The organism is Arthrobacter sp. NPDC056493, assembly GCF_042795115.1.
GTDB lineage: Bacteria > Actinomycetota > Actinomycetes > Actinomycetales > Micrococcaceae > Arthrobacter.
On record NZ_JBHTSL010000043.1, the window covers coordinates 18,090 to 32,882 of the forward strand.

16 protein-coding genes are annotated in these 14,793 nt (G+C 66.5%); 4 read left to right on the top strand and 12 right to left on the bottom strand.

Going from position 1 to position 14,793, the window contains the following annotated elements:
• Positions 1–3: 3 nt before the first annotated feature.
• Entirely contained in the window at positions 4–615 is a 612-nt protein-coding gene (locus ACFQ50_RS16630) for a TlpA family protein disulfide reductase (protein ID WP_377996753.1), read from the bottom strand.
• Between the two features lie 3 nt (positions 616–618).
• Positions 619–1,284: a histidine phosphatase family protein gene (locus tag ACFQ50_RS16635; protein WP_377996754.1), complete on the bottom strand. Its 666-nt coding sequence runs from the start codon at positions 1,282–1,284 to the stop codon at positions 619–621.
• A 197-nt stretch (positions 1,285–1,481) separates the two neighbouring features.
• Here ACFQ50_RS16635 and ACFQ50_RS16640 point away from each other — a divergent pair, with 197 nt between their 5' ends.
• The 3 genes from ACFQ50_RS16640 (at position 1,482) to ACFQ50_RS16650 (ending at position 3,938) form a co-directional block, all read left to right on the top strand.
• Entirely contained in the window at positions 1,482–2,030 is a 549-nt protein-coding gene (locus ACFQ50_RS16640) for a YceI family protein (RefSeq protein WP_377996755.1), read from the top strand.
• A 129-nt stretch (positions 2,031–2,159) separates the two neighbouring features.
• Positions 2,160–2,807 (top strand): hypothetical protein, encoded by a 648-nt coding sequence (locus tag ACFQ50_RS16645; protein WP_377996756.1) that lies wholly within the window; start codon positions 2,160–2,162, stop codon positions 2,805–2,807.
• A gap of 204 nt (positions 2,808–3,011) precedes the next feature.
• Positions 3,012–3,938, top strand: a complete 927-nt coding sequence (locus tag ACFQ50_RS16650) for a hypothetical protein (protein ID WP_377996757.1) — start codon at positions 3,012–3,014, stop codon at positions 3,936–3,938.
• A 53-nt stretch (positions 3,939–3,991) separates the two neighbouring features.
• On the opposite strand, the gene ACFQ50_RS16655 is transcribed toward ACFQ50_RS16650, so the two are convergent.
• Positions 3,992–4,687, bottom strand: coding sequence for a redox-sensing transcriptional repressor Rex (locus ACFQ50_RS16655; RefSeq protein WP_377996758.1), 696 nt, complete (start codon positions 4,685–4,687; stop codon positions 3,992–3,994).
• An 86-nt stretch (positions 4,688–4,773) separates the two neighbouring features.
• Complete coding sequence (locus ACFQ50_RS16660; RefSeq protein ID WP_377996759.1) at positions 4,774–5,031, bottom strand: glutaredoxin family protein; 258 nt, start codon at positions 5,029–5,031, stop codon at positions 4,774–4,776.
• Between the two features lie 82 nt (positions 5,032–5,113).
• Here ACFQ50_RS16660 and ACFQ50_RS16665 point away from each other — a divergent pair, with 82 nt between their 5' ends.
• Positions 5,114–5,932, top strand: coding sequence for an HAD family hydrolase (locus ACFQ50_RS16665; protein WP_377996760.1), 819 nt, complete (start codon positions 5,114–5,116; stop codon positions 5,930–5,932).
• Positions 5,933–6,125: 193 nt separating this feature from the next.
• Here ACFQ50_RS16665 and ACFQ50_RS16670 read toward each other — a convergent pair whose 3' ends face one another.
• The 8 genes from ACFQ50_RS16670 to ACFQ50_RS16705 form a co-directional block, all read right to left on the bottom strand.
• On the bottom strand, positions 6,126–6,224 hold the full coding sequence (locus ACFQ50_RS16670) for a 30S ribosomal protein bS22 (RefSeq protein WP_003792170.1): 99 nt from the start codon (positions 6,222–6,224) through the stop codon (positions 6,126–6,128).
• Positions 6,225–6,444: 220 nt separating this feature from the next.
• Positions 6,445–6,657 (bottom strand): helix-turn-helix domain-containing protein, encoded by a 213-nt coding sequence (locus ACFQ50_RS16675; protein WP_003797758.1) that lies wholly within the window; start codon positions 6,655–6,657, stop codon positions 6,445–6,447.
• 95 nt (positions 6,658–6,752) lie between these two features.
• Positions 6,753–7,889 carry a 3-deoxy-7-phosphoheptulonate synthase gene (locus ACFQ50_RS16680; RefSeq protein WP_377996761.1) on the bottom strand — a complete coding sequence of 379 codons (1,137 nt, stop codon included), beginning with the start codon at positions 7,887–7,889 and terminating at the stop codon, positions 6,753–6,755.
• 338 nt (positions 7,890–8,227) lie between these two features.
• Entirely contained in the window at positions 8,228–9,535 is a 1,308-nt protein-coding gene (locus ACFQ50_RS16685) for an MFS transporter (RefSeq protein ID WP_377996762.1), read from the bottom strand.
• Positions 9,536–9,625: 90 nt separating this feature from the next.
• Positions 9,626–11,122 (bottom strand): rhamnulokinase family protein, encoded by a 1,497-nt coding sequence (locus ACFQ50_RS16690; RefSeq protein ID WP_377996763.1) that lies wholly within the window; start codon positions 11,120–11,122, stop codon positions 9,626–9,628.
• Positions 11,119–13,158 carry a bifunctional aldolase/short-chain dehydrogenase gene (locus ACFQ50_RS16695; RefSeq protein WP_377996764.1) on the bottom strand — a complete coding sequence of 680 codons (2,040 nt, stop codon included), beginning with the start codon at positions 13,156–13,158 and terminating at the stop codon, positions 11,119–11,121. The genes ACFQ50_RS16690 and ACFQ50_RS16695 overlap by 4 nt, the downstream gene beginning before the upstream one ends.
• Positions 13,159–13,163: 5 nt before the next feature.
• Complete coding sequence (gene rhaI, locus ACFQ50_RS16700; RefSeq protein ID WP_377996765.1) at positions 13,164–14,330, bottom strand: L-rhamnose isomerase; 1,167 nt, start codon at positions 14,328–14,330, stop codon at positions 13,164–13,166.
• A 62-nt stretch (positions 14,331–14,392) separates the two neighbouring features.
• Positions 14,393–14,758: an L-rhamnose mutarotase gene (locus ACFQ50_RS16705; RefSeq protein WP_377996766.1), complete on the bottom strand. Its 366-nt coding sequence runs from the start codon at positions 14,756–14,758 to the stop codon at positions 14,393–14,395.
• Positions 14,759–14,793: the final 35 nt, after the last annotated feature.

A 14,793-nucleotide genomic window follows, 5' to 3' on the forward strand; every position in this document is an offset into this window, starting at 1 on the left:
AAGTTACTCTGCCACGGCAGACTGGATGAGAGCTTTGAGCGTGCCCTTCTCGATCTCCCCCAGCACACGCGACGCCACCCGGCCCTGTTTGTCCACCACGAGCGTCGTAGGGACGGCGCCCGGGGGCACCAGGCCGGACACGGCCAGCAGCACGCTGCCGTCCTTGTCGTCGAAGCTCGGGTACGTCAGGCCGAAAGTCTTGTCGAAGGCACCAGCCGTGGCCTTCTCATCCCGCAGGTTCACTCCGAAGAACTGCACGCCCTTGCCCTTGAACTCCTGGTGCAGGGCTTCCAGGGACGGCGCCTCCACCCGGCAGGGTGCGCAGGCGGCGAACCAGAAGTTCAGCACGGTGACCTTGCCCAGGAAGTCCTTGGGGGTCACGGCGGTGCCGTCAAAAAGCTTGCCCTGGATTTGGATGGCGGACTTGCGGTCCGCTGCGGTGAATTCGGTCACCGAGCCGTCGCCGGCCACGTAGTTCTTGTTGTCCCCGGCCTTGGCCTGCTTGGCCAGGGCGTCCTCCTGGGCGCAGGCGGACAGGCCCAGCGTGATCGCCGTGAGGGCCAGGCCGCCGGCGGCGAGGACGCTGCGGCGGGAACTCTTGGGTGTTTCAGTCATGACTTAGGCTCCGGGGGTACTCGAGGCACCGGGAAGAAGGGCGGCGGCGGGTTCGCTGTACTCCACGCGCAGCAGGGCGCCGTCGTCGCCGAAAACCAGCGAGGTGAGGGAGGTCAGGGTGCATTCGCGTTTCCGCGGATCGTGCCACAGGGGCTTGCCTTCGGCGCTGAGCCGGGTGGCCCAGATGGGCAGCTGGTGGCAGACCAGGATGGCCTCGGCTCCGTCGCCGCCCAGTTCGATGGCCTTGGCACGGGCCTCCCGGACGGCCTCGGTCACGCGGGCTGCCTGCTGTTTGTAGGGTTCACCCCAGGACGGCCGGAACGGGTTGACCAGGTGCGGCCAATGTTTAGGCTTCCGCAGTTCCGCCTTGGTGACCTTAAGGCCCTCAAAGTAGTTCTCGGCCTCGATGATGCGGGCATCCGTGTGGATGTCCAGCCCCAGCGCTTCCGAGGTGGGCTGCGCGGTTTCCTGGGCACGGGTGAGCGGCGACGCCACCAGATACACGATGTTGGCGCCCTGGGAGACGCGTTCGCGGAAGTGCTCGGCGAGCGTCTGAGCCATCTGCCGGCCAAGTTCGGAGAGGTGGAATTCAGGCAGCCTGCCGTACAGGACACCTTCGGGGTTGTGGACCTCGCCGTGGCGGAGCAAATGGACAGTGGCTTGGGGCATGTCTACCAGTTTCTCAAAGGGCAGGGGTAATGACGAAATCTTCTACATCAAGTAGAACTCAAAAATTTTTCAGAAAGTTCCCGACCGGTGGAATAAAAGATGCAAATGCATGTTTATACTGGATGCAGCAGTTAGTTGAGACTTCAACAAAAGCTTCAACGATCACCCGGTACACCACTGATACAAGGAGAAGCACCATGGCACTTTCCACCGAGCTCACCCGCGGCACCTGGACCCTCGACAACTCCCACAGCGAAATCGCGTTCACCGTCCGCCACGCCGGCATCAGCAAGGTCCGCGGCCAGTTCAAGGACGCCGCCGCCACCCTGAACCTCGCCGACGACGTCACGGCCAGCAAGATCCAGGCCACCATCCAGACCGCCAGCTTCGACTCCGGAGACGCCAACCGCGACGGCCACGTCCGCGGCGAAGACTTCTTCGACGTCGAGAAGTTCCCGGAGATCTCCTTCGTCTCCAACGGCCTCGTTGCCAGCGGCGACGGCTACGAACTCCAGGGCGACCTGACCATCAAGGGAGTCACCCGGCCTGTCTCCCTCGAGACCGAGTTCAACGGCGTCGCCGTGGACCCGTTCGGCAACACCCGCGCCGGTGTTTCCGCCGAGACCACCATCAGCCGCAAGGACTTCGGCCTGACCTGGAACGCCGTGCTGGAAGCCGGCGGCGTCCTGGTCAGCGACAAGGTTGCCATCAACCTCGAACTGGCGTTCATCGCACCTTCAGCCTAGGTTTCAGCGCAGTTCCCGCAGCCACAGTGAGTGGCAGCGAAACGCCCCGTCCGCGGACTTTCCGCAGGCGGGGCGTTCGGCGTTCCGGGCCTCTGGAATTGGCAGAATCCCGGGCTTAAAGTGAGTGCCATGAGCACCCCCAGCGATGAACCGGACCCCCGTGATCCCGGGGCCGAGCGGCCGTCCGGCCAGTTCCCGGCCCAACCGGGCAGTCCGACGCCGGGACCGCAGTTCCCGGGGCAGGAACCGGCCCAGCAGTACCCCGGTCAGCAGCCGCCCGCCGGTGGCGGCCGGTTCGCTTTCGAGATGCCGGCGGACCGTCCCCGGACCTTTGGCGAGGTGTTGCCTCGGGGCGGCTTGTCCGGCCTCTTCGACGTGACGGGCCTGCCCACGGAGCTCAAGGTGTCCTACTGGATCTGGGTGATCGGCGGCCTGCTGGGGCTGCTTGGCGGCGTGATCGGTCTTTTCGGTGTGCTGGTGCTCTTTGCGATCCTTCCCGGCGTGGCCATCCTGGTGTTCCTGCTCGTGCTGGTGGCTCTGGCGGTGGCGGCCGCGGAGATCGTGCTGGCCCTGAAGCTAAAGGAAGGCAAGGAGTGGGCGCGACTGGCCCTGACCATTGTGGCAGGGGTGTCGCTGCTGCTGGCCATCGTCAGCTCGAGTTTTCCCGCGGGCCAGGACGGGAACTGGCTGGGCTTCCTGGTCAGTCTCGTGGCCACCGCGCTGATGTGGGTGCCCAATTCGCAGAACTGGTTCGCTGCGGCACGGGGCCGCCCCTGATCGGCGTCCGGCAGGGCCGCTGGTTACTGGCCGGACCATCCCCTGCCGGGCAACGTTTCCGCAGGTTGGCGCGGCTTTGGAATACCTCTCCGGAATGATCCACGGCACACGGGCTGAGGGGTACGGTGGGAAGTGAACCATGCTGGGGAGGGCAGGCGTCTGAACCGGTAGCCGATTCAGACGTCACTACGCAAAGGACCGCTCATGAGCAATCCTCCAGTCCCGCACTCCAATGACCCCGGCTCCAACGAGCCGGGCTCTAACGAACCGGGCAACGGTTCCCAGCCGAGCAACGGGCAGCCCCGCTACGGCCAGGAAGCGCCCCAGTACGGGCAGAACACTCCCCAATTCGGCCAGAACGCACCGCAGTACGGCCAGAACGCACCCCAGTACGGCCAGGGCGAACAGGGGGCACCGCAGTACGGCCAGAACGCACCCCGGGGCGGCCAGGGCGGCGCACCGCAGTACGGGCAGGCCCCGTACGGCCAGAACCCGCCCCAGTATGGACAGGGAACATCGTCCGCACCCCAGTACGGCCAGAACCCGCCCCAGTACGGACAGGGCGGACAGGGCGGCGCGCCTCAGTACGGACAGGCCCCGTATGGCCAGTCCCCCTATGGCCAGTCCCCCTACGGGCAGTACCCGTCCGAACAGGCTCAGGCATCAACGGGCGCGGGCGTTCCGAAGCTCGTGAACTATTCCTTCTGGCTGATCATCGCCGCAGGCGTCCTGTCCATCCTGAACCTCCTGGTCACGATTCCCACCCTGGATGACCCGGCCATGCGGAGCACGTTCGAGGAACAACTGCGCGGCAGCGGCCAGAACATCGCGTTCGAGGACGTCAAGGGCTTCATCATCGGAACCATGGTGGTCATTGCCCTGATCGGTGCCGGCCTCTACGCCCTGGTGGCCTTCAACGTCCGGAAGGGCAAGAACTGGGCCCGCATCCTGGGCACGGTCTTTGCGGCGCTTTCCGTATTCAGCCTCTTCCCGCTTGGCCTGAATACCCTTGTGGGAATCCTCGGCATCGCCGCGATCGTGATGCTGTACGTGCCGGGGGCGGCACAGTACTTCCAGAAGCCGCAGCCGTTCGCCAACCCGTACTCCCAGCCGGGCCCCTACGGCCGCTAGCCACAGGCCGAGCACCAAACCGCCAACGGGCGCGGATTCCTGGAACGCCGGAGTTACTCCGGCTGACCGGGGGTCTGCGCCCGTTGCGCGTGGTACGCCAGGATCTGCAGCTCGGTGGCCATGTCCACCTTTCTCAGCGTCACGCCGTCGGGCACCTGGAGCATCACCGGAGCAAAGCTGAGGATGCTCCGCACGCCGACGTTCACCACCCGGTCGCACACGCTTTGGGCCACGGCGGCCGGCAGGGCCAGCACCACCATGTTGGTCCCGGTCCGCTCCAGGACGGTTTCCAGGTCGGCAACGTCGCTGACCCGCAGCCAGCCCACCTCGTTGCCCACCACCATCTGGTCGGCGTCGAAGATGGCAACCACGTCAAAGCCCCTGGATTCGAAACCGCCGTAGCGGGCCAACGCCTTGCCCAGGTTACCGGCGCCCACAATCGCGACTTTCCAGTCATGCGTCAGCCCGAGTGCGGCGGCGATGTGGCGGCTCAGGTACTGCACCTCGTAGCCCACCCCGCGGGTGCCGTACGAACCCACATGGGACAGGTCCTTGCGGAGAGTCGAGGAGCTGACCCCGGAAAGCTCAGCCAGTGACTCGGAGGACACCCGTTCGGTGCCTTCGGACAGCAACGAGTTCAGGGCGCGCAGATAGATCGTCAGCCGGGCCACGGCTGCCGGCGGAATCTGCTTTCCGGCGGCCCCGGTAGGCCCGGGCAGGGACTGGGGTGGTGAATCGAGCGAAGTCACTATCTGCTCCGTTGCGTCGCGTTGTGAGTCCACTCTAGATCCCCATCAGTTATGTCAACAAAGCCACTGCCATTGTTCGAAATTGGCTAATCCCCCGCGATGGCACGGCGCAGGACACGCTCCAGGCGCGCCTCGTCGATCTTCCAGAAGTCGCGCTGGATCCCGTCCACCAGCACCACGGGGATCTCCTCGGCGTAGCGGTCGCGCAGCTCGTCGTCGGCGTCCAGCTGCCGCTCCGACCACGAAAGCCCCAGCCCGGCAGTCACCCGCCCGACGGCGTCGCGCGCCGCGGCGCACAGGTGACAGTCAGCTTTGGTGAGGAGAACGACGTCGGGGTTTGCCATGCTTCAACCGTATCGCCGTTCCCGGCGCCGGGCGACGGGCGGCCGTCAGGCGTGGGGTACGGCATTGACTAGACTCAGTGGCATGCCCGAGGAGAAGTACGTCGCTGTGGCCCACCGTCCGGTTGCGAAGCAGCAACACGGCGAGGCAGCATTCTTCGACGTCGACAACACCCTCATGCGCGGCGCCAGCCTGTTCCACGTGGCCAGGAAAATGCACCAGCGCGGAGCCTTCACAATTGCCCAGGCGGCGGGCATGGCGTGGAAGCAGCTCAAGTTCGTGCTCCGGGGTGAGAACCTCAATGACGTCCACGCCGTCCGGGACTCCGCGCTGAGGCTCGCCGCCGGCATCACGGAAGAGGACATCAAGGCGCTGGGCGAAGAGGTCTACGACGAGATGATCGCCTCGCGGATCTGGCCCGGCGCAAAGGCCCTGGCCGAGCAGCACCTGCGGGTGGGCCGGAAGGTCTGGCTCGTCACGGCGACGCCGATCGAGGTGGCCACGGTGATTTCCACGCGGCTGGGACTCACCGGCGCCCTGGGAACCGTCGGCGAGACCAAGGACGGCTTCTACACGGGCAGGCTCGTCGGGGACATCCTGCACGGCGCCGCCAAGGCCGTGGCGGTCCAGGGCATCGCGGACGGGCACGGGCTGGATCTGAAGCGGTGCTGGGCGTACAGCGACTCCTACAACGACATCCCGCTGCTGACGATGGTGGGCCATCCCGTGGCGATCAACCCGGACGCCCGCCTGCGCAAGCACGCGAGGGAACACAACTGGCCGGTCTACGACTTCCGCTCAGGCCGCCGGGCAGCCACGCTGGGCCTCAAGGCAGCCACAGCCGGAGGAGCGGTCTACGGTCTCTGGCGGGGCTACACCCGCTTCCGGGGCCCCCGCGCCTGACGCGCTTCTTGCCGCGCGACGCGCAGATTGCCCCACGATCCGGTAATTCCCGGTGCGCCAGGCCTTTTGCGCGTCGTCAGTCAGCTTGCGCGTCGCGGGGCAGCTTGCGCGTCGTGGGTCAGCTTGCGCGTCGCGGGACGCAAAAATGCCCGCACCCTCGAAAGGGAACGGGCATTGACGCGTAGAGCGGACTCTACTTCTTATTGCGGCGCTGGTGGCGGGTCTTACGAAGCAACTTGCGGTGCTTCTTCTTGGCCATACGCTTGCGACGCTTCTTAATAACTGAACCCACGAAAGTTCCTTACAAACTAGATGCAGTACCTGTCTGATGGAAAAGGTCCGTGGACTGAGCAACAGACTGAACAACTGACAGATTCTTACAATGACGTAAAACGTTCCTTAACAGCGTACCGCTTATCCGGAGCATCCCCTGACCAGCACAGCCCCGTGGCGTGCAGCGGCCCCCAAGGCGGCTGCAGCAACCACGGATCGGTGCGGTCAGTCGGGTCCCGTCAGGCGGTGCCCGTGTGACCGTCAACGACAGCACCCTTGAGGTACTGTTCGACGGCGGTCTCCGGGACGCGGTAGGAGCGGCCGAACCTGACGGCGGGCATCTCCCCCGAATGGACAAGGCGGTACACGGTCATTTTGGAGACACGCATTACCTCAGCCACCTCGGCCACGGTCAAGAACTTGGCGTTCGAGAAGTTCGACTCTGCGGACATACCCATATTCCTTTGCTCTCAGCAACGACGCCGGTCTATCAGCGGTGCGCCGACGCTGAGCCATCGAACAACCGTGTTCTAGTTACTCTAGATGCTCACGTGGCCATTGTGAAAGCCCGCCGTTTCCGCGACGACGCCGCCAGTTGCTCGAGGACAGACGCCGTCACATCCCACTCCATGCACGCATCCGTGACGCTCTGGCCGTAGACCAGGTCCGAGCGTCCGGCGGCGTGTTCGGCCACGTCGAGGTTCTGCGCGCCGCCCACGAGGAAGCTCTCCAGCATGACGCCGGCGATCGCTCCCGCGGCCGTTTCCGCGTCCTCGAGCTGGGCGCCGATCTCGAGGGCCACCTCGGCCTGGCGGTGGTGGCTCTTGCCGCTGTTGGCGTGGCTGGCGTCCACGATCAGCCTCGGGTTGAGGTTCTTGGCGGCGAGCTTGGCGGAGGCCGCCTCGACGTCGGCGGCGGAGTAGTTGGGGCCCTTCCGGCCGCCGCGGAGGATCACGTGGGTGTCGGGGTTGCCTGCGGTGGACACCAGCGCGGCCCGGCCGTCGCTGTCGATGCCGAGGAAAGCCTGTGCTGCGGCGGCGGCGCTGCAGGCGTCGACCGCCACCTGGAGGTCGCCGTCGGTCCCGTTCTTGAAGCCGATGGGCATGGAGAGCCCCGAGGCCAACTGGCGGTGGATCTGGCTTTCCGTGGTTCGCGCGCCGATGGCGCCCCAGGAAATCAGGTCGGCCATGTACTGCGGGCTGATGGGCTCGAGGAACTCGGTGGCGGTGGGGAGACCCAGGGCGGTGACCTGCTGCAGGAAGCTGCGGGCCGCGCGAAGGCCGCCGGCGATGTCGTGGCTGCCGTCCAGGTGCGGGTCGTTGATGAGGCCCTTCCAGCCCACGGTGGTCCGCGGCTTTTCGAAGTAGGCGCGCAGGACGATGAGCAGGTCTTCCTTGTGCTTCTCTGCCTGGCTTACCAGCCGGCGGGCGTATTCCAGGCCGGCCTTGGGGTCGTGGATGGAGCACGGGCCGACTATCACCAGCAGGCGGTCGTCCACGCCGTCCATGATGGCCCGGACTTCATCGCGGCCACGTTCGACGACGTCGGCCGCCTTCGCGTCCAGCGGCAGTTCCGCCATCATTTCCTGCGGTGTGGGCAGGGCGGTGATCTCGCTGACCCTCAGGTTCGACGTCGACGGGCGTTTCGACGTCGGCTGCTGGGTTTCGGTGGCTGTTGCGCTCATTTTCGGGGTCCTGTTCCGGGTGGGAGCGGGCCCCTGATCAGAACCCGCCGTAGAAATGGCGAAGGGCAGAGAATGATCTCTGCCCTGTTGGCTCTGAAGGAAAGTTGGATGCGTGTCAGTTAGACGCGGGCCCCTCCAGAGCCAACGAAAAATACGCATACCAACGGTTAGTCATGGAAACGACCATAAACCCGCCCTGACGGATCGCCAAATCTGCCGCGTCACATTCGGACCGCGCGTCAACCCACCCCGGCGGAAACGCGAACGTACACTTGTGTCCCTTGGGAAGCGTTTCCCATGGGCCGCAAGTGTACGTTCGCGCTTGTCTGGCGCCGGGGTTAAGCCGTGGTTTGTTCCACAGGCTGCTTGGCCGGTTCGCCGTAGCGTTCCTGCTCGATGTGCTCCAGGCTCTTGCCCCGGGTGTCCGGCGCCCAGACAATGCCGATAATCATGGCAGCCACCAAAGCCCCGATCATGATGGCACCGACAAAGGGCACGCCCTGCTCGGCGAGCAGCGTCGGGAACCAGTAGCTCAGCAGGCCGACAACGATGCGGGCAACGAAAAAGAGCACCCCCTGCGCACTGGCCCTGTAGCGGGTCGCGAACATTTCGGCTGCCCACAGGGCGTAGAAGGCCTGGGCGCCGATGCCGGCCGAGATGCCCCAGAGTGCCGCGAAAAGAATCAACACCGGCATCGTCACGTGGACAAAGACCAGCAGGACCCAGGCGGCAAGGCCCAGCACTGCGCCGATCCCGTACAGCAGGCGGCGGTCAACGCGGTCGCCGTACTTCATGAAGCCGAAGTACGTCGCCACCACCGTAAGTGTCCACAGCAGTACCTGCAGCAGGTTCTGCTCAGCGGACGATCCAACCCCGGAGGACTCGTAGACCCGCGGCATGAAGATGCCCATCTGCCCGGCAACAAGGTTCCAGAGGGCGTAGACGCCCACAAGGAAAAGGATGGCTTTCAGGTTGGTGGCGTTGGTCAGCAGCTCACGGTAGTTGCGGCGTTTGACGCCGGATGCCTCCTCCAGCAGGCGCGCTTCATTCGACTTCTTCCAGGTGTGGGACTCGGAAAGCCGGCGCCGGATCCACCAGGTGATGAGGGCAATGACGAACAGGTGCGCGAAGACCAGGCGGCTACCCAGCAGCCCCAGCGGAACGACGACGGTGGCAAGGAGGAAGACCAGGGCCGGAGCCAGCGACCACGCAAACTGCGCGGTGCCCACGTGCCGTGCCCGCTGTTCAGAGGGCGCCTCCTCCGCGATGTAGGTCCAGGCGACGGGCACGCCGGCTCCCACTGCGATCCCGGTGAGGATCACGCCCACGACGAGCATCCACGGGGCCACGGCAAAAATCACCAGCACCGTGCCGATCATGTACAGGATGAGGTCGTAGGTGTAGATGAACTTGCGGCCGTAGCGGTCACCCAAAGGGCCGCCGATCATCGCGCCGACGGCGGCGCCGAAGGCGTTGGCGCTGAGGGCCGCGATGAGCCCGACGACAAGGTTGCTGAAGCCGAAATACTCCTGCCACAGCGTCAGGCTCGTCGCCAGGGCGATAATGGATCCGGCCTCGATGTAGTTGGACATGGACACAGCAACAGTGGCTTTCCAGCCGCCGATCTGCGGGGTGTTGTTGGTCATACTGAATCTTTCTCTGGCGACGCCGTCGGCGCCGGGCAGCCGCGTTGGGGACGCCCTGTTTTGATACGTTTCAAGAACTCCGCAGCATCGTCAACTCGCCGGGGCGTGTGAGGTGAGGTCGAGGGGTTCGTAGCGGCGCAGGCTCGTTCCGGCACCGACAATCCTGCGAAGTTGCGGCAAACCACCGCCCGCCACACCGGCTGCCCGGGCCTGGACCAGCACGTTGCCGAGGGCTGTCGCCTCGACCGGGCCGGCGATGACGCGCTTGCCGGTGGCTTGCGCGGTGAGCTGGCACAGCAGCGCATTCTGCGAGCCGCCGCCGACGATGTGCACCACGTGGGCGGCAACACCGGCGAGGCGTTCGGCGTCGGCAATGGTCCGGGCGTACGCGGCGGCGAGGCTGTCCAGGATGCAGCGGACGATCGCTGCCGGATCGTCCGGGAGGACTGCTCCGGTGTTGCGGGCTGCGGCGCGGATCCGGTCCGGCATGTTGTCCGGGGCGATGAAAGCGGGATCGTCGGGATTGATCCGGGGCCCGCCAGGCGGGAGCGCCGCGGCCGCGTCGAGAAGGTCCCCGATCGCAGGCCGGAAGCCGTCTTCGGCCCAGGTGCGCTGGCATTCGCTGAGCAGCCAGAGGCCACCGACGTTGCGCAGGTACCGGGTGGTGCCGTCCACGCCGCGCTCATTGGTGAAGTTCGCCGCGCGGCTGGCTTCGGTGAGCACAGGATGCTGCAGCTCCAGCCCCACGAGGGACCAGGTGCCGGAGGAAATGTACGCGAAGTTTTCCTGCGCCGCGGGCACGGCAGCGACGGCCGAGGCGGTGTCGTGCGAGCCGACGGCCACCACCTTCGTTGCTGCGGGCAGCCCGGTCCGTTCCGCGATTCCGGGCAGCAGGGTTCCCAGCGTTTCGCCCGGCCGGATCAGCGGCGGGAACAGATCCCCGGGCAGGCCCAGGGGCCCGAACAGTTCGCTGGCCCACTCCCCCGCGACGGCGTCGAACAGCCCGGTGGTGGAGGCATTGGTGGCCTCGGTGCGGCGCTGGCCGGTGAGCAGGAACGCGATCAGGTCCGGGATCAGCAGGGCCTGCAGCCCGTTCAGGTCCGGTTCGGTGGCGAGCTGGTAAAGGGTGTTGAACTGCAGGAACTGCAGACCCGTGGTGGCGTAAAGCCGTTTCGGGTCCAGTTTCGCGTGCACCCGGGCGACGGCGGCGCGGCTGCGCTCGTCCCGGTAGCTGTACGGCTGCGCGGCCAGTTCGCCGGCACTGGTGACCAGGCCGTAGTCCACCGCCCACGTGTCGATGCCGATGCTCGTAATGCTCTCCCCCCGCTCCGCTGCCGCTTTACCGGCGGCAGCCAGGCCGGTGAGCACCTCGGCGAACAGGGCGCCGAAGTCCCAGCGGAGGCCGCCGTCGGACTCCACAACACCATTGGGGAAACGGTGCACGACGTCGAGCGTGACCCGCGCCGGTCCGCCGTCGCCGTGTATCCGTCCCAGGATCACACGCCCCGAGGAGGCGCCGATGTCGACGGCGGCGAACAGGCCGCCGTCGGCATCAGCTTGTGCACCGGGTGCAGGTGCGTTGCTCACCGGAGGAACGCTGCCGCGACGCCGGCGTCCACGGGGATGTGCAGGCCGGTGGTGTGCGAGAGTTCGTTGCTGGTGAGCACGGCCGCGGCGTTGGCGACGTGTTCGGGCAGGACCTCGCGCTTGAGCAGGGTGCGCTGGGCGTAGTACTCGCCCAGTTTTTCCTCGTCCACGCCGTAAACCGCGGCGCGCTTGGCGCCCCAGCCGCCGGCGAAGATCCCGGAGCCGCGGACCACGCCGTCGGGGTTGATGCCGTTGACCCGGATCCCGTGCTCGCCCAGCTCGGCGGCGAGCAGCCGGACCTGGTGGGCCTGGTCGGCCTTGGTGGCGGAGTAGGCGATGTTGTTCGGGCCGGCGAACACGGAGTTCTTGGAGGAGATGTAGATGATGTCCCCGCCCAGGCCCTGGCCGATCATGACCTTCGCGGCAGCCTTGGCCACCAGGAAGGAGCCCTTCGCCATGACGTTGTGCTGCAGGTCCCAGTCCTTCTCGGTGGTCTCCAGCAGCGGCTTGGAGATGGACAGGCCGGCATTGTTGACCACCAGGTCCACGCCGCCGAAGGCCAGCACGGCTTCGTCGATCGCGGCCGCGACCTGGGCCTCGTTGGTGACGTCGGCCTGGACGCCGACGGCGACATCCGGCCCGCCAAGCTCTTCGGCGACCTTCCGGGCGTTTTCCAGGTTCAGGTCCGCGATGACCACGCAGGCGCCCTCCGCGGCGAGGCGGGTGGCGATGGCCTTGCCGATGCCCGAGGCGGCGCCGGTGACCAGCGCGATGCGGGTCGCGTGGGACTTGGGCCTGGGCATCCGGGCGAGCTTGGCTTCCTCCAGGGCCCAGTACTCGATCCGGAACTTCTCGGCCTCATCGATCGGGGCGTAAGTGGAGATCGCCTCGGCGCCGCGCATCACGTTGATCGCGTTCAGGTAGAACTCCCCGGCCACACGGGCGGTCTGCTTGTTGGCGCCGTAGGAGAACATGCCCACGCCCGGGACCAGCACGATCGCCGGGTCGGCGCCCCGCAGGGCGGGTGAGTCGGCGTCCGCGTGGCGGTCGTAGTAGGCCTGGTAGTCCTCCCGGTACGCGGCGTGGAGTTCCTTGAGCCGGGCCACGGAGTCCTCGGTGGAGGCGTCCGCGGGCAGGTCCAGGATCAGCGGCTTGACCTTGGTGCGCAGGAAGTGGTCCGGGCAGGACGTGCCCAGCGCACCCAGGCGGGGGTGCTCGGCGGCTTCGAGGAATTCCAGCACGGCGGGGTCGTCGCTGAAGTGGCCCACCTGCGGCCTGTCCGCCGAGGCCAGGCCGCGGATCACCGGCGCCAGCGCGGCCGCCTTCGCCTTGCGCTCGGCCTCGGCCAGCGGTCCGTAGCCGGGGAGTTTCGCGCCGGACGGTTCGGCCCGGCCGTTCTCGGCGATGTACTTCTCCGCTTCGGCGATGATCCAGAGCGAGTTGGCTTCTGCTTCCTCGGACGTGGCGCCCCAGGCGGTGATGCCGTGCCCGCCCAGGATGGTGCCGATGGCCTGCGGGTTGGCGTCCTTGATCGCGGCGATGTCCAGGCCCAGCTGAAAACCCGGCCGGCGCCACGGCACCCAGACCACCTTGTCGCCGAAGATCTTCGTGGTGAGCGCCTCTCCGTCGGCGGCGGTGGCGATGGCGATGCCCGAATCCGGGTGCAGGTGGTCCACGTGCGCGGCGTCCACCAGGCCGTGCATGGCCGTGTCGATCGACGGGGCCGCGCCGCCCTTGCCATGCAGGCAGTAATCGAACGCCGCGACCATCTCGTCCTCGCGCTCCACGCCCGGGTACATTTTCTTCAAAGCCTGCAGCCGGTCCAGCCGCAACACCGCGAGGTTCTGCGCCTGCAGCGTGCCCAGGTCACCGCCGGAGCCCTTCACCCAGAGCAGCTGGACGTCCTCGCCCGTGACCGGGTCCTTCTCCGTGCCCTTGGCGGAGGTGTTGCCGCCGGCGAAGTTCGTGTTCCGCTTGTCCGCACCCAGGCGGTTGGAACGCGCGATCAGGTCTTCAACAGTCTTGTTCTGTGCCATTTTCCTTATGCGCCCCATCCGGATTGCTGACCGCCCACGCGGTCCTCGTTGATCTGTTTCTGGTAGCCACTGGCCTTGTACGCGGCCATCGGGTCCGCGGGCAGCCCGCGGGATTCGCGCCACTCGGCCAGGACCGGCCGGACGTCGGTGTAGAACGCGTCGTTGAACACGGCATTCGCGGCCAACACGTCACCGGCGCACTGCGCCTCGCCCAAAGCAGCCGTGTCAATCAGCAGGGCCCGCGCCGTCATCTCCTGCACGTTCAGCACCGAACGGATCTGGCCCGGAATCTTCTCCTCCAGGTTGTGGCACTGGTCCAGCATCAAGGCCACACCGGAGTCCGCGCCGAGGCCGCCGCCGCGGATCACCTCGTGCATGATCCGGAACAGCTGGAACGGGTCCGCGGCGCCCACGATCAGGTCATCGTCCGCGTAGAAGCGCGAGTTGAAGTCGAACGAGCCCAGTTTGCCCAGGCGCAGCAGCTGCATGACGATGAACTCGATGTTGGTGCCGGGCGCGTGGTGGCCGGTGTCCAGGCAGACGAACGCCTTCTCGCCCAGCGCCAGGGTCTGCGCGTACGAAGTGCCCCAGTCCGGAACGTCCGTGTGGTAGAAGGCCGGCTCGAAGAACTTGTACTCCAGCACCAGGCGCTGGTCCTCACCCAGGGCCGCGTAGATCTCCTGCAGCGACTCGGCCAGGCGGTCCTGGCGGCCGCGCATGTCATCCTGGCCCGGGTAGTTGGTGCCGTCCGCGAGCCAGATCTTCAGGTCCTTCGACCCGGTGGCGTGCATGATGTCAATGCACTCGAAGTGGTGGTCGATCGCGCGGCGCCGGACGGCGTCGTCCGAGGACGTCAGCGAGCCGAACCTGTACTCATCATCCTGGAACGTGTTCGAGTTGATCGTGCCCAGCCCCACACCCAGGCCGGCCGCGTACTCCTTCAGCGCAGCGTAGTCATCCACCTTGTCCCACGGGATGTGCAGCGCCACCGTGGGTGCCAGGCCGGTGAGCTCGTGGACCTTGGCGGCGTCCGCCAGTTTCTCCTGGACGGTGCGCGGGGTACCGGGCGTGCCGAAGACCTTGAACCGGGTGCCCGAGTTGCCGTAGGCCCACGACGGGACCTCAATCGCAAGCTCCGAAAGCCGGCCCAGTGCCGATGCTGTGTTGTTCATGATCTTTCTTTCGTCAGTGTTTGGCAGTGAAAGTTTTTGGAAAGACTCAGTGCTCGGAAGATCTAGTGCCCGACGGCGGCGGCGCCAGCGCTGCTGCCGGCGGCCGCCAGCTGCTCCTCGAGGTTGAACACCTCATCGAGGACCCGGAAGCCCTCGTCGGGCGGAACATCGCTGTCCCTGAAAAGCGTGGCCATTTCGGCCTGCCAGCGGGCGTTGACGTCGGTGAGTGCCATCCGGGCCCGCACCGCGTCAAAGTCGTCGCATTCGAGGTAACCGATCAGCAGTCCGTCGCCGTCCAGGAAGAGCGAGTAGTTGTTCCAGCCCGCGTCCTTGAGCGCGGCCAGCATCTCCGGCCAGACGGCGGCGTGACGCCGCCGGTACTCCCCCAGCAGCTCCGGCTGGACGGAGGATCGGAAGCAAACCCTCATGTTGTACTCCTGTGGACGTGTCGGGTGCGGCGGAA